This window comes from Crystallibacter degradans (assembly GCF_012952295.1).
Lineage (GTDB): Bacteria > Actinomycetota > Actinomycetes > Actinomycetales > Micrococcaceae > Crystallibacter > Crystallibacter degradans.
This window is the reverse complement of the sequence record NZ_JABBCH010000017.1, coordinates 36,237-60,531: the sequence shown is the minus strand read 5'-3', so window position 1 is coordinate 60,531 and position 24,295 is coordinate 36,237. Positions and strand designations below refer to the sequence as shown.

The following is a 24,295-nucleotide window of genomic DNA, read 5'->3' as shown; positions in this document are numbered from 1 at the left end:
AGCCACCGGTCGTCGTTCAGCCCTCTTCCCGGTTGTGCGCCGGCGCAAGGGTTCTGATTCGAGCGCCTTTGAAATGACGTGCCGCCAGGAGCGGCCGTTGCCAAGACAGCCCGCCGCTTTATCTGCGCAGGCACGGGCGCGTAGCGATTCGGGAAACGCAAACCCTTACGTTCACCATCGGATTATCTTGCCCGGCGCGGGCTTCACCATCCCGGACCTTGTGGTGTTCCTTTTCGTCGTCTTTTAAACACCGCCCCTCAAAGCGGAAACGTCGAAACCCCTCACTACCTAATCCAAGGACTGTGCAATCCCCATGCGGGTGCCTGCCAGTAGGGGGGAAACTACCGATGCCGGTCCCGGCCCCCCTGTCCTAGGTTTGAATCACGCCAGGCAGCAACGCCCGGCGGGCCACCATCCATACACGAACTGGGGAAACCACTCATGCCTACACTTGCTTCTTCATTGCTTGAATTCATCATGAACCTGCTCCGCGATCCGGAAGCCGCCGCGGACTTCCGCGAAGACCCTGAAGGCAGCCTCGAAGCTGCCGGCCTCGGCGGTGTCAGCTCCGACGACGTGGATGCGATCATGCCTGTCATCCTGGACTACGCCCCGGTCCGGGCCGATTCATCCTTCGACCGCGACTACGAAACCGGCGGCAACACCTCCTGGGCCGGCGGCGACAACGGTTGGAACGGTGCCGGCAAGGACGAAGGCCACGGTAAGGACGAGGACGCCGAGAAGGGCCACGGCAAGGACCACGACGCCGAGAAGGACTACGGCAAGGACGAGGGCCACGGCAAGGACCACGACGCAGAGAAGGACCACGACAAGGGTTCCGGCAATGACGCGGAGAAGGATTACGGCAAGGATGGGGAGAAGGGCCACGATGATGACCACGGCCATGCTGTGCAGCAGCTGACCCACATCGTCAACGAGTATTCCTACACCTCCACGATCGATGACCGGGACACCATCAACGACCAGTCCGTGAACCAGAACATCTGGGCCGACGGCGACGTCACCCAGTTCTTCGATAACGACGCGGTTATCGCTTCCGGCGACGACTCCGTGGCTGCCGGCGACGACGCCGAGGTGGATAACTCCACGGACAACTCGGAGGATAACTCCACCAACGTCCATGCCGGCGACGACGCCAACATCGAGATCGGCAACACCGACATCGATACGGACATCGACGGCTCCTTCAATGAGGACAAGTCGGTCGAAGACTCCTACAACACCGACGTCGACCTGGACGATTCGTTCAACGATAACTCCGATAACTCCGAGGACAACTCCGTCGACGTGGACCTCGAGGATTCGTTCAACGACAACTCCGAGGACCACTCGGAGAACATCGATGTCGAGCTCGAGGATTCGTTCAACGACAACTCGGACAACTCCTTGGAAGACGTGGGCAACACCGAGATCAAGGTGGAAGACTCGTTCAATGAGGACAACTCCACGGACAACTCCGTGCAGGTCGAGCTGGAGGACTCGCTGAACGATAACTCGACGGATAACTCCGTGGAGCTGGAGGATTCGTTCAACGACAACTCGACCGATAACTCCCTGGAGAATGTGGGCAACACCGAGATCGACGTGGAGCTGGAGGATTCGTTCAACGACAACTCCGATAACTCGACGAATACCGACGTCGAGGTCGGAGACATCGACCTCGAATTCGCCCCGATCGATGACTCCGTCATCATCGAAGACAACGAGCTCAACCTCGAGGCTGAGATCGAACCCGCGGCAGAGCACGCAGCCGGCTAAGACAGCCACCTGAAGGGGGACCGCAGCCCGGGGGAACAGCGGCACCGGCCCGGCAGCAAGCATCAAGCTTGCTGCCGGGCCCCGGCGTGACCTCATACAGTAAGCGGCGCGTCGCTGCTGAACGGGGGTATTTCGACGATCTGATCCGGGCGTGCCGGGGGCCCGATCTGTTGATGGTTTTGAGGCGGGCGGGAGAATGCCGCGTAGAGTTCGGGCCTGTGGCTGGTGGAGCGGCCCGGGAGCGTTGCGGCTGTTCCTGCCCTTGTGTGGCCGGTGTCCGGAGGCGGGCCTTGCCCCAGAGCGCAGGCCTCGTTCCGGACGCCCAGCCCGGAGGGGAAGGCGTTTGAGGTTCACCCCGCCGACGCGCAGTTTGAACCAGGCATCGTTCTTCGCGGTCCGGTAGCGCAGGCGCCGATTAGCCCCGGGGCGGTAAGCCAGGACAGGGACGTCTCTACCAGGGGACGGCTTGCCGGTAGTCGGCTTGGACGGCCTTGTCCGCGACCGTGGCGCGGTGGGCGCTGCCGCCGGTGATGCTCGCCGATCCTGCTCTTCCGGCCCTTTTCCCCGCTCAGGCACTCGGCTTTCACGCCGGCCCGAACGGACGTGTCCTTTGTCCGTGATCTTACGGGGTCGTCCCGTTCGGGCACGTCACGGTCCGTGCCTCGTGGAAAGCGGTGTCGTAGCTGACCGGCGGCCTCCGGTGGGGGCGTCACATCGGTGGCTACGGGGACATCTTTTGAGCCAACGCGATGGGTTGCGCACAATGAAGCGATCTGCGAAGGTGATAAGCGCACTTAGTATCGAAAATAAGGGGAAGTTGGGGCTCCCCGGAAAAGCGGAACAACCGACCCGTTTCCTGGGTGGCCCGTTTCGCTTTCCGCCCTAAACGGTGGCTGTTCCTGGGGAGTCAACCATGGGGGAATGTGGTGAAGGATTTTCATTTATTTGGGGCCGGCTCAACCGCTGGGTTCCGGCAGCTTAACCGGAGATCGGCTGCGGTGATGAGGGAGGAGGGCCGATGAGCCGAATCCCTCACTAGCACTGAGCAGCATTTCCAGCCCTGCACGTGGCGCGGCGGCACCGCCGGGACAACATGCACTTAGTGCCCGACAGGACCAGCGTCGAATCAGGGCAGGCACTCGTTCACTCAAGACGTCCGCCCCCAGGAGGTGATACCGCTAAAAGGATTCGAAGGTCGCGGCGGAATGATTCGTATCCATCAAGAAGTAACCCGCCGTGGAAATCCCGTTGGACAAGTAGCGCTGGTTACCTATCCGCACGCGTCCGGGCACGCTGTTCGCATACATCAGCGGACTTACAGTCGGTCCGGCGCTTCCAGCTCACGTGGCATGGTCCGCGCCGTGCGTGAGGGTGTTTTACCAATAGCGAGACCGGCTGCGAACGGCGGTATCGGCTTGCCCGGCTCCTTGGGACAACCCCGAATACAACTTCCAGATAAGGGAGAGAACGTCCATGCAAACCATTCCTGGTAGCCGCCGCGGCCGCACCGCTGCGGCCTCCGCAGTTGTCCTGGCGGCCCTGCTTGCTGGTGTCCCTGCAGCAACTGCCTCCGCGCAAGTTCTGATGGCACCGGCAACGGCAGAAACTGCCGCGTCACAATCAGATGTGCAGCCGGAACCGACGTCGCCGACCGCCTATGAGTTCGGGGAAACCCTTGCCGGCTTGGAAGGTGAGGAGCTTGAAGTCACGTTTATGGCCGCTATCATCCCGCACCACCGAGCTGCCATCGAGATGGCGCAGCTCGAACTCGAGCGGGGTGAGGACCCTGATATCCGCACCCATGCGGAGAACATCATTGCCAGCCAGCAGCATCAGATCGACCAGTTCACCCGGTGGCTGGACGAATGGTATGGGCTGACCCCTGAGGAAGCCCGGGAGCAGGCCCCGCGTGAAGCTCGCGCGGAAATGAGGGAGATGGACCGTGAAACGAAACGAACGATCCGGGAACTGCGCCGGGTCGAAGCCGGCGATGACTTCGATGAAGCCTTCGTGGTGCGTATGATTCCACATCATCAAGCCGGAATCATCGAGTTCCTCGAGCCGCAGTCACGGGCTCCCCACGCCGAGCTGCGCGTGGCCGCAACCACGGGAATCGTGACCCAGGAAGCCGAAGCCGCGGATTTCCGTACCTGGCTTTCAGGCAGGCACTAGCACTCCGTCATTTCTTCCCGGCACCTGGCAGAGCGCTTGTCCTGTCGCCGCAGACCGCCTGCGGCGACAGGACACCCGGCTGGACTTCGAACCCCCGGTTCATGCGGGGTCGAAGTCCAGCGGGAACTTGAAGTCCCGGCCGTGGGACCCCGGCGAGGGGTTCCGGCGGCCCAATAGTAAGGCTACTGTGGATTGCGGGGGTGGCCGGTAGGGCCGTCCGCTCCATCCACGGATACGCAGAAGGAGCAATAATGAGCCACATCACCTCAATGCTTGATACCTACCCGAAGGATCTGGGAGGTATCGACAAGTCGAAGCTTGCGGAGTGTATTGCAGCGTGTTTTGAATGCGCGCAGACGTGTACAGCCTGCGGGGACGCCTGTCTCAGCGAAGGCATGGTTGCCGAACTGACCAAATGCATCCGGACGAACCTGGACTGCGCGGACATCTGCGTCACGACCGGGAACGTCCTCTCCCGCCACACCGGTTACGACGCTAACGTGACCCGGGCTGTCCTGCAGGCCTGCGCCGCGACCTGCAAGGCGTGCGCGGATGAGTGCGAACGGCATGCTTCCATGCACGAGCACTGCCGTGTCTGCGCGGAATCCTGCCGGCGCTGCGAGCAGGCCTGCAATGAGCTTCTGGCCAGCCTTGGGAACGGTTCCTCTGGAGAGGACGGCCTGATGGGCAAGGTCAAGGACGCCTTATCGTAACCACAAGACGCATCCCGGACGGCAACGGAAGGCACGGCTGTGAAACGGCTGTGCCTTCCGGCTCATTCAACGTAGGTTGCCGGTCTGGTCCGTGCGCGTGTCGTCCTGCTGGCTGCCGGTGATCGGCGAATCTTTGGATACGACCTTGAAAAGGATGGCCATGGGATGTGATCCCCGGCTGTGTCCGGTCTCGGCGCGTTCCGGGAAGACGGCGTACGGGCTGTGCCAGAAGAGACTTCCAAACGTACGAAATGGAGACCGATGGGTTCCGGCCTTCCTTCTGCTGTCGACACGCTAGTCGTCGGCGGCGGCCCCGCCGGGTTGTCCGCGGCGGCCTGGCTGGGCCGCTACCAGCGATCCCGATCCAAGCCCCCGGTTCATCCCGGCCGGCAGGCACAGTAAAAACAACCTGCAGGCACAGTAAAAACATAGCCATCCTTCCTAGGCTGGGTTTCATTCAGGAGGCCACAGCACGGGGGAGCCAGGATGATGATCGAAAAGGACAGCCGTAGTACCCGGCACACGATGCCTTACCGGTGTCGGCATGCTGCCTCGGCGAGGAGGGCACTGGCGTTAGTGGTGTTGGGGCCGGGTCTGCTCCTGGCATCCTGCGCAGGCACGCCCAGCCAGGGGGCGGATCAAACCGGTGAAGTCACCCAGGAAAACTCCGGCAGCTCCGGCCAGGAACGGGACGACAGCCCGGGTGAAAGCATCAAGCCGGGTGAAAGCATCAAGGACGCCCCGTCCGTATGCGTGGCGCCAGAGGGCGCACACGTGCAGGATATCGATCCGGAGGATTCCCCGGTCAGGCCGTGGCAGAAGCCGGCCGGGGAAGAGCTGGTGGTGGAGTTTGAGACAAGCAGGCTTTCCGGGCGCTATGCCGGGCTGCTGGCCGATGCTTCGGCCATCTGGTCGGAGAGTCCATGCCTGAACGCGGTGCCGGTCCAGACCTGCTCCGTCGACGCTAATTGTGTGGCCGTCGTCGAAGACGGCAGCCCGACACGGAACACGGACGGGGAGATGGAGTGGAAAGGGCGCGGGGCCCATATGGAAAGCGCGACGATCATCCTGTACACCCGGGCGCTGGGCCGGGCCACCGACAACGGGGCTTTGGCCACCATCGTTCACGAAATGGGGCACACCCTCGGCCTGGACCACCGCCTTGAACGCTCCGACGTCATGAATTCAGTCACCACCGACAACACAAACCCGGTTCCCGACGCTGTCGATTTCGCAAACCTTGCCGCCATTTACGGGTGAGCCCTGAGAAGATTCCGCTGTACCATTTCCATGTCGAGCGGTTGACCACGTCATGCGGTTGATCCTGTAGGCCTATTGCGGCACGGGGAGCCAAGAGCGCACGACGCCGCCGTAGGTTCCGGGTTCGGGTGATTCAATGGCGCGGTCGCGAACGCCCAGTACACCGGTCCAGGCTTTATGGATGAAGTCGTAGGTTTCCACCTCGGCATCGGCTTCGCCCGGTTCCCGGTAGTTCATCCAACGGTCCCGGCCACCGTGGAAGACACCCAGGAGGTACCGGGTTCCGTCACGAACCTGCAGGTCGTTTCCGGGGGTGCATCCGTACTGGCGCAGGGAGTCGACGAACTCGGCGACGAGGTCGAGTTCTCCCATCTCGAGGACGGCGTAAAAGTTCTCCCGGTGGAAATCGTAGAGGGGCTGGGAGTCTTCGACGTAGAGCGGATAGCGGTGGTTGCCGGTCGGAATGTAGGCGATGTGCGTGGCAAGGTAGGCTGCCTCGATGAATTCGTCATTTTCGGCGCCGTCACTGTATTCGTCGGCGTTGGGCAGACGATAGGTGCGCAGGAAATCCCAGAGGCGGGCCGGCATGGCCTTCGCCTCGGCCGGCAGATCGAGCCCCGGAACCACCTGGCCCTCGATGAAGAGCAGGCTCCAGATAACCAGGTCGAAGGCTTCTTCCAGCGTGACCTTGTTGCTGCTCAGGAGTCTTGGGTAGTCCATGCCGATGGCCTTGGTCAGGCTGCCGCAGTCGGCGAAGGAGGCGTTGGTCAGGGACAGGGTGGCCGCGGCCCGGGGGTCCTTCGCATCGAACTGCTTGTACGCGTAGGCGGCGAGGGGCAGCAGCTCGTCGTACTCGTTGCAGGCTGCCTTAGCGGGGTCCCGTTCCAGATAGGGCCGGATCAGCTGGTCGAGATTGCGGCGGGCAGCGTCGGTGGCGGTCGCGCTGATCGAAGCGGGGCTGGCATTGGAGTAGGTGACTTCGATCAATGAGGCGACCGAATCCTCCCAAAGGTCCTCGACAGCGGCAGGGCGTTCCTTGTACAGGTTGACCATTTCGTTGAGCCCGGTAGTGATGGCGTAGGTGGCGTCAGCTGCTTCCCTTTCCGTCCACGGGCCGGCCGGGAGCCTGCGCTGGGTTTCACCGTCCGGCCTCCAGGTCGCCGGCATGTCTTGCGGAGAGAGCACGCACGGCAGGGCGGCGACTTGGCTTGGCGTGCACCCGGTGAGCAGGATGAGAAGCAGTACAAGGTAGATCTTCTGCATGGCAGTCCTCCTTGAAGGGGAAGTCGGCCGGGCCGCCCCAAGGGTGCCGGCCCACGGCCGGGCGGTGCTCCGCCGGGGTATTGGTCTAATCAGTCCGTGCCGTAAATGGCGGTGAGGTTTGCATGTCAGTGATCCCGGGTATCGGGTTCGTGTCGTCGATGGTTGCTGGCGCAGCCGGACTAGCATGGCGGTGTGACCTGCCGGAGCGGGCGTTTCCAGGCCGGCGCCGCTAGCCGTACCTGGTCCGATCGTGTACCCGCAGCCGTGCCAGGGTCGGAAGGGTGAGAAGGGCTTCCGCCCCGACTCTTTCAGCGACGGCAGGATGCTTGCCGATGAGGTGTTCTCCTTCGATGGCGCGGGCAATATCAACACCAAGGGCACGACGTCTTGCAAAGCGTTTCGCGCGGACCGTCCCTTCGGCTTCAGGGGCGGCTGTTTCCGTCAGGGAGACGCGTTTCTGCATGCCAGCGCTCATCCGGACCTCTGTCATTGTTCGTGCCTGCTATTAGAAACTTCCTGAACGCCATTCTGTAACGGGAGCGTCATCCCCGCATTACCCAGGCGTCACATCCGTGATCCGGACTGTTGCCGGCGTTACACAATGGGAGAAGCTTTGCTGCTGCCTGTCAGGAGTAAGCCCCAGGGCAAGGAAATATCCCGTTAACGGTATGGGGTTCCAGCCCCTTGCGGAAAGGGACGCGGCGTGCCCAGTGACAGAGGCGCGGAGTTTACCCGTGAGGGCTGCGACGATGCCCGAGGGGCCCTTTCCGACGGTCCTGCGCCACACCACGGCGAAGAGGAGATATGAGGGTCTGGAGCGCCAGAGACATGAGCGGCCCGTCGGCGGGCAGGACGCCAGCGGCCACGATGATGATGTGGGCGGAGTAGAAGGTCAATGTCATCGAGCCCATGGCAGCGATCGGTTCGAAGGCGATGCCAGCGTAGGGAACGAGGAGAAGAACGGTGCCCAGCGCTGCCACGGTCGTTCCCAGGGTCTGCAGGATCGGGATCGGCGTGGAGGTATGGTCCAGGACGGCCAGTCACCCGCCTGTTTCGCGGGCAGGTCCGCACCTAACGCGAGGATCTCCTGAACCCCGTCCGCTCCGAGGTCAGGGGTGGCCGCGACCAGGCGTTCGTATTCTCCCGCCGGTCCAAGCAGGAACGCCGAGAGCGTCCACAGGCAGGCGGCCAGGGCGGATCCGGCGCCCAGCAGCGTGAGGGCGACCCGTTTCGAGGTGAGGTTGAGCCGTCCAATGGCGATGCCTGCACAGATGTAGGCCAGCCAGGGCACAGCGGGGTAGAAACCGGGCAGGAGCATGACGAGCAGGAAACGGCCAGGTCCTGCGCGATGGTCCCGAAGGTGTAGTCCGCACCGCGCCCGGCGTAGTCCGGCCACCACACGAGGACCAGCTGCATGGCCACCGGGCCGAGGACCGCGAACCCGGCCGCCAGAACCAACAGCGTGCGCCGGGACAGTGTCACCAGGGGGTGGCGAGAAGGAAACGGATCCCGTAGTACGGAAGATGACCAGGTTTGGGCTGCCGGTGTATCCCAGCAGCACTCCGATCAAGGTGATGAGCACCGCGCGCAGGGCCAGCGCGGAACGGTCAGCGGCCAGAGTCCTACCCTTGGTGCACCTGCGCCCGCTGGTGAGGAATGCTGTTGAAACGCCTGCCAATAGGGCGAAGAGGGCCGCAGCTCGCTCACCGAGCAGGACCCATTCCAGTGTGGGGGTTGCCTTCCTCCGTCTCAGCCGGCAGGAGATTAACCGCCATGATACCGATCAGGGCAAGGCCCCGGGCCGCATCCACGGCTGCCACCCGTCCGGGCCGGCCGCCATGCGGAGGGCGTTACCCGTATCAACCTTTTCAGTTGACTGCGCAAGCTGGCGCCGCGGGAAGCCTGGGAAATCCGTAGCTTGTCTTCGATGCACCGAGCCACGTCTTCCGGTTCGCTGTCCGGCAGAAGCACCGGAAAGACTTAGCGCCTGACCTCTGGCATGTCGTAGCGGAGGAACCTAGGCTTGAGGCGTCCCCGCATACCATGCTGCGAACGCACGGGATAAACGGACCTGGCCGGGAGCTTCTCCCGTTGGGCGGGAGTTAATCTGCTGGACGTGGCCGGGCACTACACATCAAGACGGCTGTAGGCCCAATATTTGGCCCCCTAAAAGGGGGGCTGGCCCGTGCACCTTCGCCTGAGCACCATTGATGGACAAGGATCGGTGCTCCAACAGGAACTAAAGCGCCGATCAGGCACTATGGGCGAGGAAACCATGGCCGAAAACTGGAATCAGAAAGTGCGCACCTCCGGGGCATTGCCTTGGATTGTTACGGGCATCATCGCTGCAACGCTGCTGGTAGCAGGCATCGTGCTGGTAGCAGTCCTGCTCGGACCGCAGATTGCGATGGTAGTCAGGGAGAATTTCTAACCGGTCCGCCTTAAAGCCACTACCGGGGCACCGGGACCGGCGTGGACGCGGGGCCAAATCCATAAGCAGGGAAGGGGAACCGGTGCCCGGCGGCCGCTGGGGAAGAACGGCAAGGGAAAGCCCTCGCCTTCTATCCGGAGTTCTCGGTCTCGTGCTGAAAGCTGACCTGCCGGCAGGTGAAGGCTGACCGTGTTCAGCGCCGAGGCCCCAGACGGTGTGGACCTGCTTCTGAAGCCCGGCACAAACCCGGCGATCAAGGTATTAAAAGGGACACTCGTCGTTGACGGTATCCCGTTAACCTCATTTTCAGTTGACGACGTGGCAACGACATACAGCAACTCACCCGCAGGGGCGTCCGTTTCACCCAGGGCGCGTTCAAACGGGAACATGCGAGATGGCGGTTCTGGACGATACCTGCGGAAATCTCATCGAGATTTGTTTCATGCTCTCCCCCTCGACTCAAGGATCGGCTCCGATTCAGAATCGGCTTAGCCTGCAAGTTCCTTGCGCATCTTCAGGACCGCGGACAGTCTGGGCGTGGTCGAACAGCTGCCCGTGGCCACGGCCGGGACTACAACTTTCACCCGTGACTGGCTTTTGTCTGTCGCTGTCGACGTGCACGAGCAGCTCCACGGTATTGCCGCCCTTGGTAACAACGCTGGAGATGGACTGGCCCATGTTGTCGGTACCGATAATGCTGACGTGTGTCATGGAATGCTCCCCGATCATTGGAAAATACTTGAACTTATAAGTCAAATTTTCGTGGTTGGACTCCTGACCCCAGGGTGTCGGGGCCGGTGCCCGGCTGTGGTTGGGGGATACGGCCGGGCACCGGTGCTTGACCGCATTAGGGTGTCCGTGGCTCCCCGCGATCAAGACAGGACAAGTCTTTCGTGCCGTTCTTCGAAAAACCTCAGTCCCAAAAATCAATCCCCAAACCCCCCCCGAAATAGGGGTAGCAGGGAACAGGAACGTGCGGGGTCTGCTCAGGGCCATGTCCGAACGGGGACGCGGCCGGCTACGAGAGTGCCGAGACGGGCGGCAGCGTCGAGGCTGGGTCCGGTGTCTGCAAGATCCAGGTTGTCTCCTGGCAGATGTACCGAGGCGCTGTGGCTGCCGTATTTGTCCTGCCTGCGGCGCTTCTCTGCTATTTCTCGTTGAAGCAATCAGCATTTGACTCCGAACGCATGGCGCCTGGTGTAGGAGCAGTCTTGTAGGCACCTATCGCAACATTCATTACTCTCATGTTGGGGCTTTAGCGGCGATCGCACCGAGGGGCTGGCATTGCGCTAGACCCGAGCGTGAAAGCGCTTTCTGAGGAAATTCACCGTGCCATTCGGTTGATGCTGCGCCCGCTAGAGCGTGCATGGCTGCGATACTTGTCTGTGCCGTCTTTTGAATGCGTTACACGATCTCGAATCAGCAAGGTTGATCTCTTTGACCTCTCACGCAGTATCGATGCGCATGTCGGTTCGATGGCGAAATCCAAAGAGAAGGCGGTCGCAGGTGTTACCTCCGGCCTCATTTCGCTGGGGCAAGAGGTAACCTGGCGGGCCTGGCACTTCGGGGTCCCGATTCACATGACCAGTAGGATCACGGAGATGGTTGTCCCGGACTACTTTGTCGACGAACAGGTCAAGGGGCCTTTTCGGAGCTTCCGACATGTTCATGAGTTTCTAAACGACGGTGAAGATACGGTAATGGTTGACCGCATCGAGTTCGCCGCACCGCTCGGCCCCTTCGGCAGAATCGTCGAAAAGCTGTTCCTTACCCGATATCTTCGACGTCTGATCGAAACCCGCAACCGATACCTGACCACTCCATAACCGCCTCCCGAGATTTACTGTGTTCCCGTTGGAACGCTGCTCAAGGTTTCAGTAATCCTGCCGAAAGGGTGTCCGGCTAAGGATCGGCTTATGAGACGAGCAACCGGTAAACCGAGGTTGATCGTGGCCGTCAGGATCCTGGTTCTGAATCAGGAGGAATTTCTGTTTCTGGCTTTTGTCAGCGGCCATGAAAAACTGCCCATAGATGGCCACGAAATTGCCCGCTGGCGGCCAGTAAAACTGCCCATTCGCGGCCATGTAATCTGCCCACTTTCTTACTGAACCGACCGCGTCTTAAGCGGTGCGGGCCTCTCCCTGGGGTTTGATGACGGTGTCTAAGCGCATCAAAACTGAACCAGGAAGAGGCCCTGTATGAAGTCTGACGGAGAAATCATGGAAATTCTTGCTGCCTACGAACTGACCGGCTCGTTCCGTGCCGCGGCCGAACTGGCCGACTGTTCGCACCACACGGTGGCCAAACATGTTGCTGCCCGTGATGCCGGACGCCCGATCGCCGAACGCGCGGTCCGGGACCGGGTCACGGACGCGTTCATGCCGAAGATCGAAGAAATGGTCGACCGCTCCAACAGCCGGGTCCGAGCGGATAAGGTACACCGGACGCTGCGCCTGCTCGGCTACGAGGGCTCCGAGCGTTCCACCCGCCGCGCCGTCCATCAGGTCAAGGCGGCCTGGCGGCTGGGCCATACCCGCGTGCACCGGCCCTGGATCACGGAGCCCGGGATGTGGCTTCAGTATGATTTCGGTGACGGCCCCCGGATCGGCGGGGTCAAGACGATCCTGTTCGTCGCGTGGCTGGCCTGGTCCCGGTTCCGGATCGTGATCCCGCTGCGGGACCGGACCGCGCCGAGCGTGTTCGCAGCCCTGGACCGGTGCTTCCGCATCCTCGGCGGCGCCCCGACGTATGTGCTGACCGATAACGAGAAAACCGTCACCACGATGCATGTTGCCGGGGTGCCGGTACGTAACCAGCAGACCCTGGAGTTCGCCCGGCATTACGGGGTGAGCGTGCTGACGTGCCAGCCGGCCGATCCGGCGACGAAGGGCGGCGTCGAAGCCTCGGTGAAACTGGCCAAGGCCGACATCGTACCCACCGACACCAACCTTCTGGCCGAGTACACCACGTTCGCCGGGCTGGAATCGGCGTGCGAGGCGTTCATGGACGAGGTCAACCACCGTGAGCACCGGGTGACCCGGCGCAAGCCCGCGGCGATGCTCGCCGAGGAACAGCCCCGGCTCCACCGGATCCCGGACGCCGCGCATACGGTCGCGTTCGGGCTCTCCCGCACGGTTCCCCAGAACACGCCGATGGTCACGTTCGAAAACGCGCAGTACTCCGTGCCGGCGCACCCTCGGCGCCCGCGTGTTCGTGCGCACCCACGGCACCGGCATCGATGAGCAGGTCATCATCGTCCACCACGGCCCGGCGGGACCGGTCGAGGTCGCCCGCCACCGGCGTGCCCGCCCGGGCAGCCCGGCCATCATTGACGAGCATTTCCCCGGCAGCGGCGAGAAAATCCCCGGCGACTACACGGTCACGGCCCGCACCGCCGCGGAGGCCGAGTTCCTCGCGATCGGCGACGGCGCCCGGACCTGGCTCCTCGAAGCCGCCGCGGCCGGAACAGCCCGGATGAACGTGAAAATGGCCGAAGCCGTGACCCTGGCCAAAATCGCCGGCACCGCCGCGGTCGACCGGGCGCTGGGCAACGCCGCCGTCAACGGGCGCTTCGCCCACGGCGACCTGGCCTCCATCCTCAACGCCGGCGCCCGCCGGACCACCACCCACGCCGCCGGCGAAACCCGCTCCCTGACCCAGGGCACCGCCGCCTGGTCCGCCCTCGGCGCCATCAACGCGAAGGAAGACACCGAATGAACCCCGTGCCCACAACCACCGCACCGCCGCTGCCGGCAGACCTCGAGCAGCTGATGCGGCAGCTGAAAATGCCCCACGCCCGCGCGCTGGCCCCGGAGCTGCTCGCCACCGCCCGCGCCCAGCGTTGGGAACCGGCCGAAATCGTCAAAGCCCTCTTCGCCGAGGAAACAGCAGGCCGCGCCCGCTCCATGCTCGCCACCCGGCGCAAGGCCGCCGGCTTCCCGACCGGGAAAACCTTCGACGCCTGGGACCCCGAGGCGTCCTCGATCCCGGCACCGACGCAGCAGTCCCTACGTACCCTGGAATGGATCACCCGGCGCGAGAACCTCGTCGTTTGCGGGCCTTCCGGGACCGGGAAGACCTTCTTCCTCGAAGCCCTGGGCCAGCAGGCCGTCGAAGCCGGGATGCGCGTCGCGTGGTTCACCCTCGAAGACCTCGGCACGCTGATCCGCGCCCACCGCGCCGATGACAGCGTCACCAAAGCCGTCACCCGGATCCTGCGCGCCGAACTCGTCGTGATCGATGACATCGGCCTGCTCCCGGTTGCCGCGGACGCCGCCGAAGGCCTCTACCGTGTCGTGGACGCCGCCTACGAGAAACGCTCCGTCGCGGTCTCCTCGAACCTGCACCCGGCCGGCTTCGACGAGCTCATGCCCAAGACCCTCGCCACCGCGACCGTGGACCGGCTGCTGCACCACGCCCACGTCTGCCAGACCAGCGGTAAATCCATCCGCCTGACCCAGGCCCTCGCCGGGAAAGGAGTCAACGCCCTGAACTAACCCGAACCGGTGGACGGCCAGCCCCGCAGAACACGACGTGGGCAGATTTGCTGGCCACCACCGGGCAGTTTAACTGGCCACCGGCGGGCACATAACCTGGCCGCCAATGGGCAGGAAATACTGGCCCTTGACAGGCTTTTTCCTTCGCGCTATAAGATCCTGCCGATACTCTTCAGTTTCGCGTGCCTGGGCGCTTCCCCACCGGACGCCCCACGTCGCCGCCAAGGCCACGCCAAGGGCCATAACTACCGCAGCTAGGATGTCACCAGAGAATCCTGTCATGATCCAGACTGCTATTCCCACGGCCACCAGCAGGCCAAGGAATATGAGGATTCTTTTTGGAGTCATTTGTTTTGCTCCCGATGCCTAGAGGTCCTTCACTTAGGATTATCGATTTCCCTCGAAGGGCGGTTGTTTCGATTCATGTAATCACTGCCTAAACGGGCCATGTATGCGACGAACAAGAGTCATAGGAAGAGCGGCTCCCCATCGGAAGTCAGCGGGAAGGAACAGGGCCAGCAAGATAAGGGCGACGACTGCTATTCCAAATCCGACAAGAACCTTCTGCCACGTCTTTAGCCGGTCCATTATTCTTCTTTCATCCGAAGCCGCGTCCTTCCGATCTAGACCAAGCATGCTTCACGCCTCATATGACGGCAACACTTTCAGCGGAAGCCGTGAACCGTACTAGAAGAAGCCAGAAGAGCTGGAAAGGAATCCTTCGCTGCGTCGCCGTTCGTCTAAGGCATGTCCCCTTCTGGATCCCTCCAACAGGGCGGGCCCTATCTTCTGCGTATGACACGCAGGTAGGCCACGAACCAGAAAAGACTCAGGCAAAGTCCCACCGACACCAGTATCCAGGCCAGGTTGAAAGCCGTTCCGGTGAGAGGAACGCCCATCATCAGCGATGCCAAGAACATGCCGGAACCAACAAGAGCCATGCCGAAGGCAAAGGAAGTCCCGAGAAGTGCCCGCCGCAGTTTCGTGTCTGAATCGGAACCGTCCATGGCTCAAGTTAGCAACGTCGACCTGTGCTTTTCCTAGGCAGGGCTATGAGCCTTCGTTGCTCAAGCGAGCCGTCACATCAGCCGATCGTCCTAGGGCACGCGCGGGCACCGAATTGCTGGCGCCCAGTAGAGCATTGAATCATGGTCGGAGAAGAATCTAACGCGTACCTTTAAGTCATGGACGAGCGGACGCCAGAACGAGCCATTGTTCCCAACGTGGTTGGAATGCCGTTCCATGTCGGCCGGGACGTGGCCTCCAAAGCAGGTGTCACCCTCGCCAATCCTGATCCCGACGGTCCGCCGATCAGCGCACTCGCTTGGCCAGGTCTCTTCTATATCACTTGGCAGCATCCATCGGCGGGCACCGAGGTTGACCGATGGGACTCGGTCGTGATCGAAGTCGTCGAGCACGGCGACGCACATTCAAATGCAATTCGAGAGGGTCCTTCGACGTTGCCAACCGACTCCGCGCACGCGACACCCGATCGGAACGTTTCATAGCCGCGACGAAGTCGCGATGACAGTGCGGTAAAGGATCACCAAATGGCGCGCTTCTACTGACGCGACTCTTCCCGGACGGGCTTGAGGTGTGAGGGGATGCTTGCGGGTGTCACGGATGGGAATTCGCAGGTGAAGTCGCCGCGGTATCCGAAGAGGAACCCGAAGCGGGGATTGTGGACATGCATCCGTACCGTGAATACCTGGCGTATCTCATCGTAGGTCTCGTGGAGTTCGGCGGTGCCGGTGAATGCTGCCGGAAAGGTGAACCCGAGGGAGCCTTCGTAAAAGCGTTGTGCCCCGGAGGTCAGATGTAGGGAACCATCGGGCAGAACTTTGAGGTCCAGACCTGTGGCGAGGTGCTGGTGGGTGCCCAGATAGTCGATGATCTGGTCTTGTTCGGAACTGTAGATCATGGTGGCGTCGAAGCGGCGCTTTCGTCGCGGACCCATTTGAAGGGTTCTGACAAATGTCACGGTTTCCCGGCCGAGGCCGTCGATGTAGGGGTAGTTTTCGATCGTGAAGGGAACGTTCGTTCCGCTGTCGGGGAAGAGGATGTTGCGGAACGCGCCAAAACGCAGGAAAGGATTTGTCCACCAGGCTCCGCGCCGGACTTCGGCGAAGGCGCCGGAACCGATGCAGGCATAGCCGGCGTCCACGCTGACGCCGAAGCGTCGTTGCAGCATCGGATGAAGCCGCTGGAAGTCATCTCCCAGGGCCTTCATGAAGATCGAGGTCATGATCCGGTTGTTCGCTTTCCTTCGGGTCTGGCGGGGTGATTTTGCGGAGCAGGCAGCGTAGCCAGTGTGGACGGGGCCCGGGCCACGTCCCTGGCTGGCGGGCGGCGCAGGCATCGTCCCGCGCGCGGCACCGTACGGTGAGCCGGAAGCAGGACGGCAGCCGTTGCTGCTGCCGCGGCCAGAGCGAAGCCGGCTGTGCCATGCTGGCCAGATTGAGCCAGAGCATGTTGAAGATAGACAGCTGCAGCGGTAAGGGCAGCAGCGCGGGCGGCGGCGTCAAGGAGCCACCTGTTGGGTGCTGTTGTCGGGTCCTGGCCGGTTTCCGCCCACAGGCGAAGACGGTCGAAGCTTAACGCAGTCGCCCAGCCCAGAGCCGGCCGGAAAATGTGGTGGTCCAGGATCCGGCCGGCCATGCCCATGCCCGGGTGGTAGTTGTACCCGGTGATGAATCGGATACCGCGATCCGTTGGAATATAGCGCCAGTACCCGGAGCCGGGTCCGATGGGCGATAGAGGATCTCCGGTGGAGAATTTCAGTACAGATGTTGCCTGTCCGTCGGCCCGGAACCGGTCGCCTAGGGATACGCCGGTTCCCATGATCGTATGAAAGGGAAGACTGAATTCATACCGGAAATGGGTGAGCCCGTCATCGCCGATGCTGATCGGAATAATTCTGGAGAACCGTAGGTCCCATCGGGGATGCTGCTCCGGGTTCTGGCTCAGGTCCCACAATTTGTCGAAGGGCGCCCGAACGAAAGTTTCGATGTATATCGGCTTCCGAGCGGCCGCCCTCGGTTCCCTGTTTCGCGTTCTCCCCACACCAGCAGCCTAATGGCCGCGCCCACCCTGGAGCACTTCTGTACCCGCTGTGAAGTGTCGATGAGGGATCGCTAACGCGACTCCCGCTTCTGCATCCTGGCCGCATAAGCAGGATCAGATCGAGTCCATATGATCACGCCAACGATCAACAGAATGACGGCCACGAGACTCATTGGCAGCGTCAGGTTCATACCGAGCAGTCCCATTAGGACAGGCAAGGCAACGGCCACCAAAACGAGAGCGAAACAAGCCTTGGCTAGCCGCTTCATCTTGCGTTGCCGCATCAGGGACGATTCGGGGAACTGATCCATAAGCTCAACTATCTCGCTCTTCCCTCGCCTAGAAAATACGTGTGCTGTTGGATCCCCGAGATCCCCCGGAGTGGATCGCTTATGGGACGCTCCGGGAATTCTTGTGAGGCCGCCTTTAAGTGATGACGGCTGCTTAGCTTCGACGGAACAATACAATCCCCAGGTTGACTAGGCCCAGGAAAATTAGGATCCCGACGAGGGCGCCTGGAACAGATCCTCCCCACCAAACTAAAGCCAGTCCGACGAGGGCAAGAAACGCGAGGACAAAGCAAATGACACTGAGCGTCCTGTTAACAGATGCATTCACTGGAACCTAGCTTTCTCCGGGTCCCTCAGCATGGCCTGTGTATGTTCTCTTGGACAAGGCCAGACCCGAAATTCTTCGAGCTCCCGCTAGATCCGGTTCCCCAAGATAAGGGGCGACGATACGGATCATTGGAGGATCCTCCACTTGGACGGGGCGTTCTAATGTTCGCCACGCTGAGCCCGAGCACGAGGACTACCTGAGAGCCCAGATCGCGTACCGATGAGCCCGGGGGATCAGCGATGATCCTATTCTGTGTCAAGCGGCTTCGAGCCATTGCTTGTAGCGAGCGGTAAGTTCGGGCAGGGGGCGCCGTTGTTTCTCGATGTCGGAGATGCGGGCCGGCTGGGTGCGTAGGGCTGCGGCTGCTTGGCTGAGGGTAAGGCGCTTCGACTCCCGGAGTGCCTTGAAGTCATGCTGCGTCGCCGGCGATTGTTCTGCGGTGAGGGCTCGGTAGACCTCTCTGGCGATAGCGCGTTTGAGGCAGCGCATGATTTCCTTGGTGCTCTTGCCTTCACGGGTTCTGCGGGCGACGTAGTCTTGTGTTCGTTTGTCGCGTTGCATCCGGATGAGCGTGATGCGGTGCAGGGCGCTGTTGCCGCGACGATCTCCACCGCGGTTGAGCCGGTGCCGGTTGGTACGCCCGGAGGAGGCAGGGATCGGTGCCACGCCGCAGAGGGAAGCGAATGCCGCCTCGTTGCGGATCCGTTGGGGATTGCCGCCGGCAGTGACGACGAGCTGGGCGGCGACGATAGTTCCGGCCCCGTAGATGGCCAGGACCTGCGGGTAGTGTGTTGCCAGCAGCTGGCGCATCTGTTGTTCGAGGTGTTCAGCTTTGCTGCTGGCATCCTCTCGGGCTCTTGCCAGCTGCCGCATGGCGTGTAGGGCTGCGGTGTGTGGAGAGTCGCACTGCTCGCCGGGGCGACTGGCCGTGAGGCGTTTGATTAAAGCCGGGGTGGCGAGTCCGCGGTACTTGGCCCGGACCGTCTCCGGGGCGGTGATGAGCATCGAGGTGATGCTGTTGCCCAGTGCAGTCATGGTGCTGATGAGCTGGGCGCGGGCGGTGAGCAGGAATCGGAGGGATTCAGTAGCTGTCTGGGTGTCCTTCGCATCGGAGACACCGTGGCCCGAGATCACCGTGCGGGCCGCCTCGATCGCTTCGATTGGATCAGATTTGCCACGCATCCGACGGACCTGCCGGGCAGGGCGCAGCACTTCCTTCACCGCGTACCCGGCGCCCCTGAGGGCCCGAGTCAGGCCGGCGCCGTACGAGTTCGTGCCCTCCACCCCGACCACCGCTACGTGCCCTGCCGCGCGCAGTGCCGTGATGAGATCGGCGTATCCGTGCATGTCGGCAGTGAATGTCTGGGTCAGGACGGTCCCGCCCTGAGCGGTCAGTATGGCCAGAGTGTGCGTGTCGGTGTGGGTATCGACTCCCGCGACCAAATCTGTCGGGTCGAAAGAAGAGCTCCGTAAGACCAAGTGGTCCTCCTTGTCGTTGAACCGATGAGGGGTCGGCCAGAGCTCCACCAGTGCAAGACAAGACGCTGACGGGACAGTTACCATGACAGGGCCACCTGGTCATGGTGCCGGTCACGCTCCTATGAGGTCATGTACCGGCGAAGCCCATGGCTGTGCCGCGGACGCAGGACAAATCAAGCTCAGGACAGGGCCTTCTCGACGGTCCGTCAGTCAAGATGCGGGTCACTACGTCCGCGGCACTTTCCATTATCAGCGTCAAGATGCCCGCTTCGATTGAGTTCCCCACGCCGCGCCCGGTCTATACACTGGAGACCGACTGACGGAAGGCTGGCACCGTGCGGAAACTGATCTACGGCATGAACCTGACTCTGGACGGCTACATCGCTGCGGCCGGCGACGACATCGGCTGGAGCGGACCAAGTGACGAACTGTTCCAGTGGTGGCTCGACCAGGAGCGGGCGATCGGCCTGTTGCTGTATGGACGCAAGCTGTGGGAGGCCATGAGTTCCTACTGGCCAACCGGCGATCAGCAGCCCAATGCCACCCCGGCGCAGATCGAGTTCGCGCGGAACTGGCGGAACACGCCGAAGGTAGTGTTCTCCTCGTCGATGGAGAAGGTCGGCTGGAACACCCGTCTGGTCACCGGCGACGCGGTCGCGGAGATCACCCGGCTCAAGGCTGAGGACGGCGAGCCGATGAGGGTTGGCGGCGCAACGCTCGCCGGGGCGGCCATGCGGGCCGGGCTGATCGACGAGTACACGATCATGACCCATCCGGTCCTGGTGGGCGGCGGCACGTCGTTCTTCACCGCGCTGGATAGCTGGGTGAACCTGAACTTGGTGGAGACGCGGACGTTTCCCGGCGGGGTGGTCCTGACCAGGTACGAGACGAGACGAGGCGCTGAGCGCGCCGACTTCATCAGGGACTCGTAGATCACCAGATCCCGCAATTACACTTAGGGTTGTTCGCGTCACGTCTTCGCAGGTTCCGTGACCGCCAGGAGGACTCATGTCTCGTGTCACCAGCGACGTGCAAGCATTTGAAGCCCACGCAACTGACGCAGATCTTGATGATCTGCGCAGACGATTGGCAGCGGCGCGGCTGCCGTAGGCCGAGACGGTCTATCGCGCCGCGCCCGACCCTCGCCGATGGGAGCAGGGCGTTCCTCTCACCGATCTGGTCGATGTCGTGAACTACTGGCGCACCGGGTACAACTGGTGGTCGTTCGAAGAGCGCCTTAACCGCATCGGCCAGTTCCGCACGACCATTGATGATCTGGGAATCCACTTCCTGCACCGCCGATCCGCGCGCGTAGATGCTACTCCTTTGACCCTGACCCACGGCTGGCCAGGCAGCATTTCTGAGTTTATCGATGTCGTAGACGAGCTGGCAGATCCGAAAGATCCAGATGCGCCGGCGTTCCACGTCGTCGTTCCGTCGTTGCCGGGCTTTGGCTACAGCGACAAGCCGGCCACCACCGGGTGGGGGACCGGAAAGATCGCCGCCGCTTGGGTGGAACTAATGGGACGGCTCGGCTACGGCAAGTTCGTCGCCCACGGTGGCGACTGGGGAGGTGTGATCACCACGGTTCTCGGCGGCAGGTTCCAGGAGCATGTCCTCGGCATTCATACAACGTTGGCTCAGGCACCGCCCAGGTTGGCCGCGGACGGGCTGACGTCGGCCGAGCGCAGGTGGACCGAGGAAACCCGCGATTTCTGGGACCACCGCGCGGCGTACGCGAAGCAGCAGGCGACCCGACCCCAGACCATCGGCTACTCGCTCGTTGATTCGCCGGTCGGGCTCCTTGCCTGGATTCTGGACAAGTTCGCTGAGTGGACGGATACCGAAGACAGCCCGTTCGAGTCGATTTCCATCGACAGGATTCTTGACGACGTCACCCTGTATTGGCTGACGCGGACCGGCGCGTCGGCGGCCCGCATCTACTACGAAAGTCACGGCGGTATCAACGCGCTGGACCCCGAGCTTCGGGTCGACGTCCCCGCAGCAATCGGCATGTACCCCCGCGACATCGAGAAGTGTCCGCGCGCCTGGGCGCAGGAGCGGTACCGACAGATCGTCCGATGGAAGACGCCCGAAATCGGGGGACACTTCCCGTCGCTGGAGGTTCCCGAGTATTTCGTTAAGGATCTGCAAGAGGGTCTCGCGGCGGTACTAGCCGCTAAACGGTGAACGCTGCTCAGCGCGCGGTGCGGTGCGCCGAGGCGACTGACTCAAACCCTGTCTGAAGGCAGCTGCTGTAGCCGCCACGCGATTATCTCGCGGATGAGCTCGGTCGGGAGCGGGGCATCATGGCGCAGCTGGATAGCGTGCTCGGTGGTTCCATATGCGGCCAGCTCTGTCGAGAAATGCACGATCGCGTCTGGAGTCGGATAGAACCCGATGTGGCGCTTTGTTCCGGTGAAGAAGAACAACGGCTCGGTGCCGAGTTTGAAGGTCGGCATACGCCAACTGATCGATTCCACCGCTTCATCGGGCACGGCCGACCGGATCAGTTCGTACACGGTCAGCAGCCGATCCCGTACATCGCCGTCGTACCGGTCGATGTACTCGCTGATCGAACTCGCTGTCATGGTGGTCTCCCTCTTCGCCAACGTCATGTGGGGCGACTGTCATATTACAGCTGCACTCATGGATTGCGGCCGTCAAATATCGCCAACCGATCAATAACCGCTGCCAATCGCCGACCACATAGACCGGGCAGTCTCTCGACCCTGCGGCCTAGCAATAAGACCAATTGGGCCGATTCGGGTGTCAGCCTTTCTTCAGTTCCTCGGCGAGCATCACAAGGATTCCACTGGGGCCGCGGAGGTACGTGAGTTTGTAGACGTCCTTATAGGTCGCCACACCGCGTAGCGGATGGCATCCGTGCTTTGCCGCTATTTCGAGGGCTTCATCGATGTTGTCAACCGAGAAGGCCACACGGTGCATACCGATGTCGTTGGGACGGGTCGGGGTCGACTCGATTGCTTCAGGATGGATGTATTCGAAGAGCTCGAGTCGACCATGACCGTCCGGCGTCTGTAACATCGCGATCTTGGCGTGGTTTCCATCAAGTCCGACGGCAGTGTCGGTCCACTCGCCGCTGACCGTGTCACGGCCGATGAGTGTAAGACCGAGATCGGTGAAAAACGCGATTGCTGCTTCGATGTCGCGAACAGCGATACCCACATTCTCAAATTTGATGGCCATGCGTTGAAAGCTACCAAGACGGAGCGATTAGCTCCAGTGGCGGATCCAGCGCTTGAAACGGCTCGACCGGCGGGCGTTGGCGGGACTACCGTTGAGGGTGGAGGCCCGGATGGACGAGTTCGAGGAGTTACTGTCCACGGCGCGGACGGCGTACGCCCGCGGGGACTGGTACGCCGCCTACCGGAATTTCACGCACGCCCGGACATTCTCGGAACTGCCGACCGACGATCTGAGCCTGCTGGGCAGCTCCGCCTGGTGGGTAGGACAGGTAAGGGAATCGTTGGAGATTTCCGAAGAGGTCTACCACCGGTTCAATGACGACGGCGATGTCTTGGGTGCTGCCAAGAAGGCCTTGAACCTTGCGCTGCTGTGGTTCATCAGAGGCGACCTGGTCATAGCCTCCGGCTGGGTCAACCGGGCCAGGAGAATCCTGTTGCAACTGCCCGAAGGCGTGGAGCACGGCTACCTTGTCTATTTGGATGCGACGGTGGCATTGGACTTCGGCAACCTCCAGCCGGCGCGGGATGCCGCGGCGACGCTCCAGGAGATGGGGCGCCGCCTACGGGCTCCAGCCCTGACATCGTTCGGCCTAGTACTCGCAGGGCTGGCGGACGTGCGCAGTGGCAGTACGGCCACCGGCTTTGCCCAGCTGGACGAAGCAATGTTGCCGGTGCTGGCGGGCCAGCTGCCGCCGGAATGGGCTGGAGATATTTACTGCACCGTGATCCACGCCTGCCATGCGTTGGCTGACTTGTCCCGGATGCGGGCCTGGACCCAAGCGACTGAGCAGTGGTGCGAGCAATTCCACGGCGAGGCGATTTACTCCGGCATCTGCCGGATCCACCGGCTTCAGCTGCAGAGCGCGGAAGGCGGGTGGGATGCTGCTGAAGAGGCTATCGAACGGACCGGGTCGGAGCTTGTGGGCCGGAACAACTGGGTTGCAGGGGAGGCCTACTACCAGTTGGGCGAGATCCGTCGTCTGCGTGGTGACCTCAGCGGCGCCCGTGAAGCCTACGCGCGGGCTCAAGAGCTCGGCTGTGAGCCACAGCCCGGCGAGTCCCTGCTGCAGCACGCTGCCGGAAAACAGGACGCCGCGTGGGCCGGCCTTTGTGCTGCGTTGGCAGGGCGTGACCGGCTGGCCTGCGCCAGGCTGCTGGAATCCGCCGTCGAAATTGCCCTCGCTCTCGGGCTGCAGGAGGAAGCGGAGCGGTTGTGCGGGCAACTGGAAGAAACTGCTGCGGTGTACGCTACAGCAGGTTTCCGAGCGTGGGCCGGCCAGGCCAGGGCTGCCGTCCTGATCGCGCAGTCGCGGCACGAAGAGGCTCTGCCGGTGCTGCAGAGCGCCGCACGTGAGTACCGCGGACTGCACGCGCGGTACGAAACGGCCAAAGTCTACGAGCTGCTGGGTCGGGCCCACCACGGGCTGGGAGAAACCGGCACCGCTGCCGCGGACACCGCTACTGCGCTGGCCATTTACCGGGAACTAGGCGCGCTGCCGGATGTCCAGCGGCTTGATGGCCGGCGCTTGCCCGGCGGGTTAACGGAACGGGAGGCCGATGTGCTTTCTTTTATCGCCGCAGGGGCCAGCAACAAGGATGCCGCGGATGCTTTGTTCATCAGCCAGAAGACGGTCGGCCGTCATCTGGCCAATATCTTCGCCAAGATCGGCGTGTCCTCGCGGACGGCCGCCGCGGCATGGGCACACGAACATGGGTTGCCTCCGCGCCGGTAAGCACGCCGGTGAGCAACGGCGCGAACCAACGACGCTGTCTGCATGACCTGCACCAGTGGACCCGGGAACAAAATGGGTA

General features: G+C 62.3%; 23 protein-coding genes and 2 pseudogenes. 13 read left to right on the top strand and 12 right to left on the bottom strand.

The window, feature by feature from the left end; all coding sequences use genetic code 11:
• Nucleotides 1-441 precede the first annotated feature (441 nt).
• The 4 genes from HGO92_RS19555 to HGO92_RS19540 all read left to right on the top strand — a co-directional run bounded on the left by HGO92_RS19555 (nt 442) and on the right by HGO92_RS19540 (nt 5,924).
• Complete coding sequence (locus HGO92_RS19555; RefSeq protein ID WP_169997834.1) at nt 442-1,779, top strand: IniB N-terminal domain-containing protein; 1,338 nt, start codon at nt 442-444, stop codon at nt 1,777-1,779.
• Between the two features lie 1,473 nt (nt 1,780-3,252).
• A complete protein-coding gene (locus HGO92_RS19550; protein ID WP_240974788.1) occupies nt 3,253-3,951 on the top strand; it encodes a DUF305 domain-containing protein in 699 nt (232 codons plus the stop codon).
• Between the two features lie 251 nt (nt 3,952-4,202).
• Nucleotides 4,203-4,664, top strand: coding sequence for a four-helix bundle copper-binding protein (locus tag HGO92_RS19545; RefSeq protein ID WP_169997832.1), 462 nt, complete (start codon nt 4,203-4,205; stop codon nt 4,662-4,664).
• Between the two features lie 576 nt (nt 4,665-5,240).
• Nucleotides 5,241-5,924 carry a matrixin family metalloprotease gene (locus tag HGO92_RS19540; RefSeq protein ID WP_346769032.1) on the top strand — a complete coding sequence of 228 codons (684 nt, stop codon included), beginning with the start codon at nt 5,241-5,243 and terminating at the stop codon, nt 5,922-5,924.
• Nucleotides 5,925-5,996: 72 nt separating this feature from the next.
• On the opposite strand, the gene HGO92_RS19535 is transcribed toward HGO92_RS19540, so the two are convergent.
• From HGO92_RS19535 to HGO92_RS19525, 3 genes are all read right to left on the bottom strand, one after another.
• Complete coding sequence (locus tag HGO92_RS19535) at nt 5,997-7,187, bottom strand: hypothetical protein (protein WP_169997830.1); 1,191 nt, start codon at nt 7,185-7,187, stop codon at nt 5,997-5,999.
• A gap of 229 nt (nt 7,188-7,416) precedes the next feature.
• The gene (locus tag HGO92_RS19530; RefSeq protein ID WP_169997828.1) at nt 7,417-7,677 is read right to left on the bottom strand and encodes a hypothetical protein; all 261 of its coding nucleotides are present in this window, start codon (nt 7,675-7,677) and stop codon (nt 7,417-7,419) included.
• Between the two features lie 408 nt (nt 7,678-8,085).
• A complete protein-coding gene (locus HGO92_RS19525; RefSeq protein WP_169997827.1) occupies nt 8,086-8,505 on the bottom strand; it encodes a hypothetical protein in 420 nt (139 codons plus the stop codon).
• A gap of 942 nt (nt 8,506-9,447) precedes the next feature.
• Between HGO92_RS19525 and HGO92_RS19520 the strand changes: the two genes are divergently transcribed.
• Nucleotides 9,448-9,618, top strand: a complete 171-nt coding sequence (locus HGO92_RS19520; RefSeq protein ID WP_169997825.1) for a hypothetical protein — start codon at nt 9,448-9,450, stop codon at nt 9,616-9,618.
• Nucleotides 9,619-10,095: 477 nt separating this feature from the next.
• Here the strand turns inward: HGO92_RS19520 and HGO92_RS19515 are convergent, their stop codons facing one another.
• The gene (locus HGO92_RS19515; protein ID WP_169997823.1) at nt 10,096-10,329 is read right to left on the bottom strand and encodes a hypothetical protein; all 234 of its coding nucleotides are present in this window, start codon (nt 10,327-10,329) and stop codon (nt 10,096-10,098) included.
• 590 nt (nt 10,330-10,919) lie between these two features.
• Here HGO92_RS19515 and HGO92_RS19510 point away from each other — a divergent pair.
• The 4 genes and pseudogenes from HGO92_RS19510 to istB all read left to right on the top strand — a co-directional run bounded on the left by HGO92_RS19510 (nt 10,920) and on the right by istB (nt 14,114).
• Complete coding sequence (locus HGO92_RS19510) at nt 10,920-11,444, top strand: SRPBCC family protein (protein WP_346769031.1); 525 nt, start codon at nt 10,920-10,922, stop codon at nt 11,442-11,444.
• 90 nt (nt 11,445-11,534) lie between these two features.
• Nucleotides 11,535-11,726 carry a hypothetical protein gene (locus tag HGO92_RS19505; RefSeq protein WP_169997822.1) on the top strand — a complete coding sequence of 64 codons (192 nt, stop codon included), beginning with the start codon at nt 11,535-11,537 and terminating at the stop codon, nt 11,724-11,726.
• Between the two features lie 90 nt (nt 11,727-11,816).
• Nucleotides 11,817-13,335, top strand: a pseudogene (gene istA, locus HGO92_RS19500) (IS21 family transposase).
• On the top strand, nt 13,332-14,114 hold the full coding sequence (istB, locus tag HGO92_RS19495) for an IS21-like element helper ATPase IstB (RefSeq protein WP_169997820.1): 783 nt from the start codon (nt 13,332-13,334) through the stop codon (nt 14,112-14,114). Before istA ends, istB begins: the two are co-directional and overlap by 4 nt.
• Nucleotides 14,115-14,183: 69 nt before the next feature.
• Here the strand turns inward: istB and HGO92_RS19490 are convergent, their stop codons facing one another.
• Together HGO92_RS19490 and HGO92_RS19485 are read right to left on the bottom strand one after the other, a co-directional pair.
• On the bottom strand, nt 14,184-14,462 hold the full coding sequence (locus HGO92_RS19490) for a hypothetical protein (RefSeq protein WP_169997818.1): 279 nt from the start codon (nt 14,460-14,462) through the stop codon (nt 14,184-14,186).
• Between the two features lie 434 nt (nt 14,463-14,896).
• The gene (locus HGO92_RS19485) at nt 14,897-15,121 is read right to left on the bottom strand and encodes a hypothetical protein (RefSeq protein ID WP_169997816.1); all 225 of its coding nucleotides are present in this window, start codon (nt 15,119-15,121) and stop codon (nt 14,897-14,899) included.
• A gap of 177 nt (nt 15,122-15,298) precedes the next feature.
• Between HGO92_RS19485 and HGO92_RS19480 the strand changes: the two genes are divergently transcribed.
• Nucleotides 15,299-15,622, top strand: coding sequence for a PASTA domain-containing protein (locus HGO92_RS19480; protein ID WP_169997814.1), 324 nt, complete (start codon nt 15,299-15,301; stop codon nt 15,620-15,622).
• 53 nt (nt 15,623-15,675) lie between these two features.
• On the opposite strand, the gene HGO92_RS19475 is transcribed toward HGO92_RS19480, so the two are convergent.
• The 4 genes from HGO92_RS19475 to HGO92_RS19460 form a co-directional block, all read right to left on the bottom strand.
• Nucleotides 15,676-16,359, bottom strand: a complete 684-nt coding sequence (locus HGO92_RS19475; protein WP_169997813.1) for a DUF4166 domain-containing protein — start codon at nt 16,357-16,359, stop codon at nt 15,676-15,678.
• Nucleotides 16,356-16,955 carry a hypothetical protein gene (locus tag HGO92_RS19470; protein ID WP_169997811.1) on the bottom strand — a complete coding sequence of 200 codons (600 nt, stop codon included), beginning with the start codon at nt 16,953-16,955 and terminating at the stop codon, nt 16,356-16,358. Before HGO92_RS19470 ends, HGO92_RS19475 begins: the two co-directional genes overlap by 4 nt.
• Before the next feature lie 293 nt (nt 16,956-17,248).
• On the bottom strand, nt 17,249-17,488 hold the full coding sequence (locus HGO92_RS19465) for a hypothetical protein (protein ID WP_169997809.1): 240 nt from the start codon (nt 17,486-17,488) through the stop codon (nt 17,249-17,251).
• A 562-nt stretch (nt 17,489-18,050) separates the two neighbouring features.
• A complete protein-coding gene (locus tag HGO92_RS19460) occupies nt 18,051-19,274 on the bottom strand; it encodes an IS110 family RNA-guided transposase (RefSeq protein WP_169997807.1) in 1,224 nt (407 codons plus the stop codon).
• A 335-nt stretch (nt 19,275-19,609) separates the two neighbouring features.
• Here HGO92_RS19460 and HGO92_RS19455 point away from each other — a divergent pair, with 335 nt between their 5' ends.
• Both HGO92_RS19455 and HGO92_RS19450 read left to right on the top strand, forming a co-directional pair.
• Nucleotides 19,610-20,206: a dihydrofolate reductase family protein gene (locus HGO92_RS19455; protein WP_169997805.1), complete on the top strand. Its 597-nt coding sequence runs from the start codon at nt 19,610-19,612 to the stop codon at nt 20,204-20,206.
• Between the two features lie 217 nt (nt 20,207-20,423).
• A pseudogene (locus tag HGO92_RS19450) lies at nt 20,424-21,464 on the top strand (epoxide hydrolase family protein); the annotation flags it as partial.
• Between the two features lie 41 nt (nt 21,465-21,505).
• Here the strand turns inward: HGO92_RS19450 and HGO92_RS19445 are convergent.
• Complete coding sequence (locus HGO92_RS19445; protein WP_169997803.1) at nt 21,506-21,865, bottom strand: iron chaperone; 360 nt, start codon at nt 21,863-21,865, stop codon at nt 21,506-21,508.
• Between the two features lie 181 nt (nt 21,866-22,046).
• On the bottom strand, nt 22,047-22,484 hold the full coding sequence (locus HGO92_RS19440; RefSeq protein ID WP_169997801.1) for a VOC family protein: 438 nt from the start codon (nt 22,482-22,484) through the stop codon (nt 22,047-22,049).
• A gap of 109 nt (nt 22,485-22,593) precedes the next feature.
• Between HGO92_RS19440 and HGO92_RS19435 the strand changes: the two genes are divergently transcribed.
• Nucleotides 22,594-24,216 carry a LuxR C-terminal-related transcriptional regulator gene (locus HGO92_RS19435; RefSeq protein WP_169997799.1) on the top strand — a complete coding sequence of 541 codons (1,623 nt, stop codon included), beginning with the start codon at nt 22,594-22,596 and terminating at the stop codon, nt 24,214-24,216.
• The last annotated feature ends 79 nt before the right edge of the window (nt 24,217-24,295 follow it).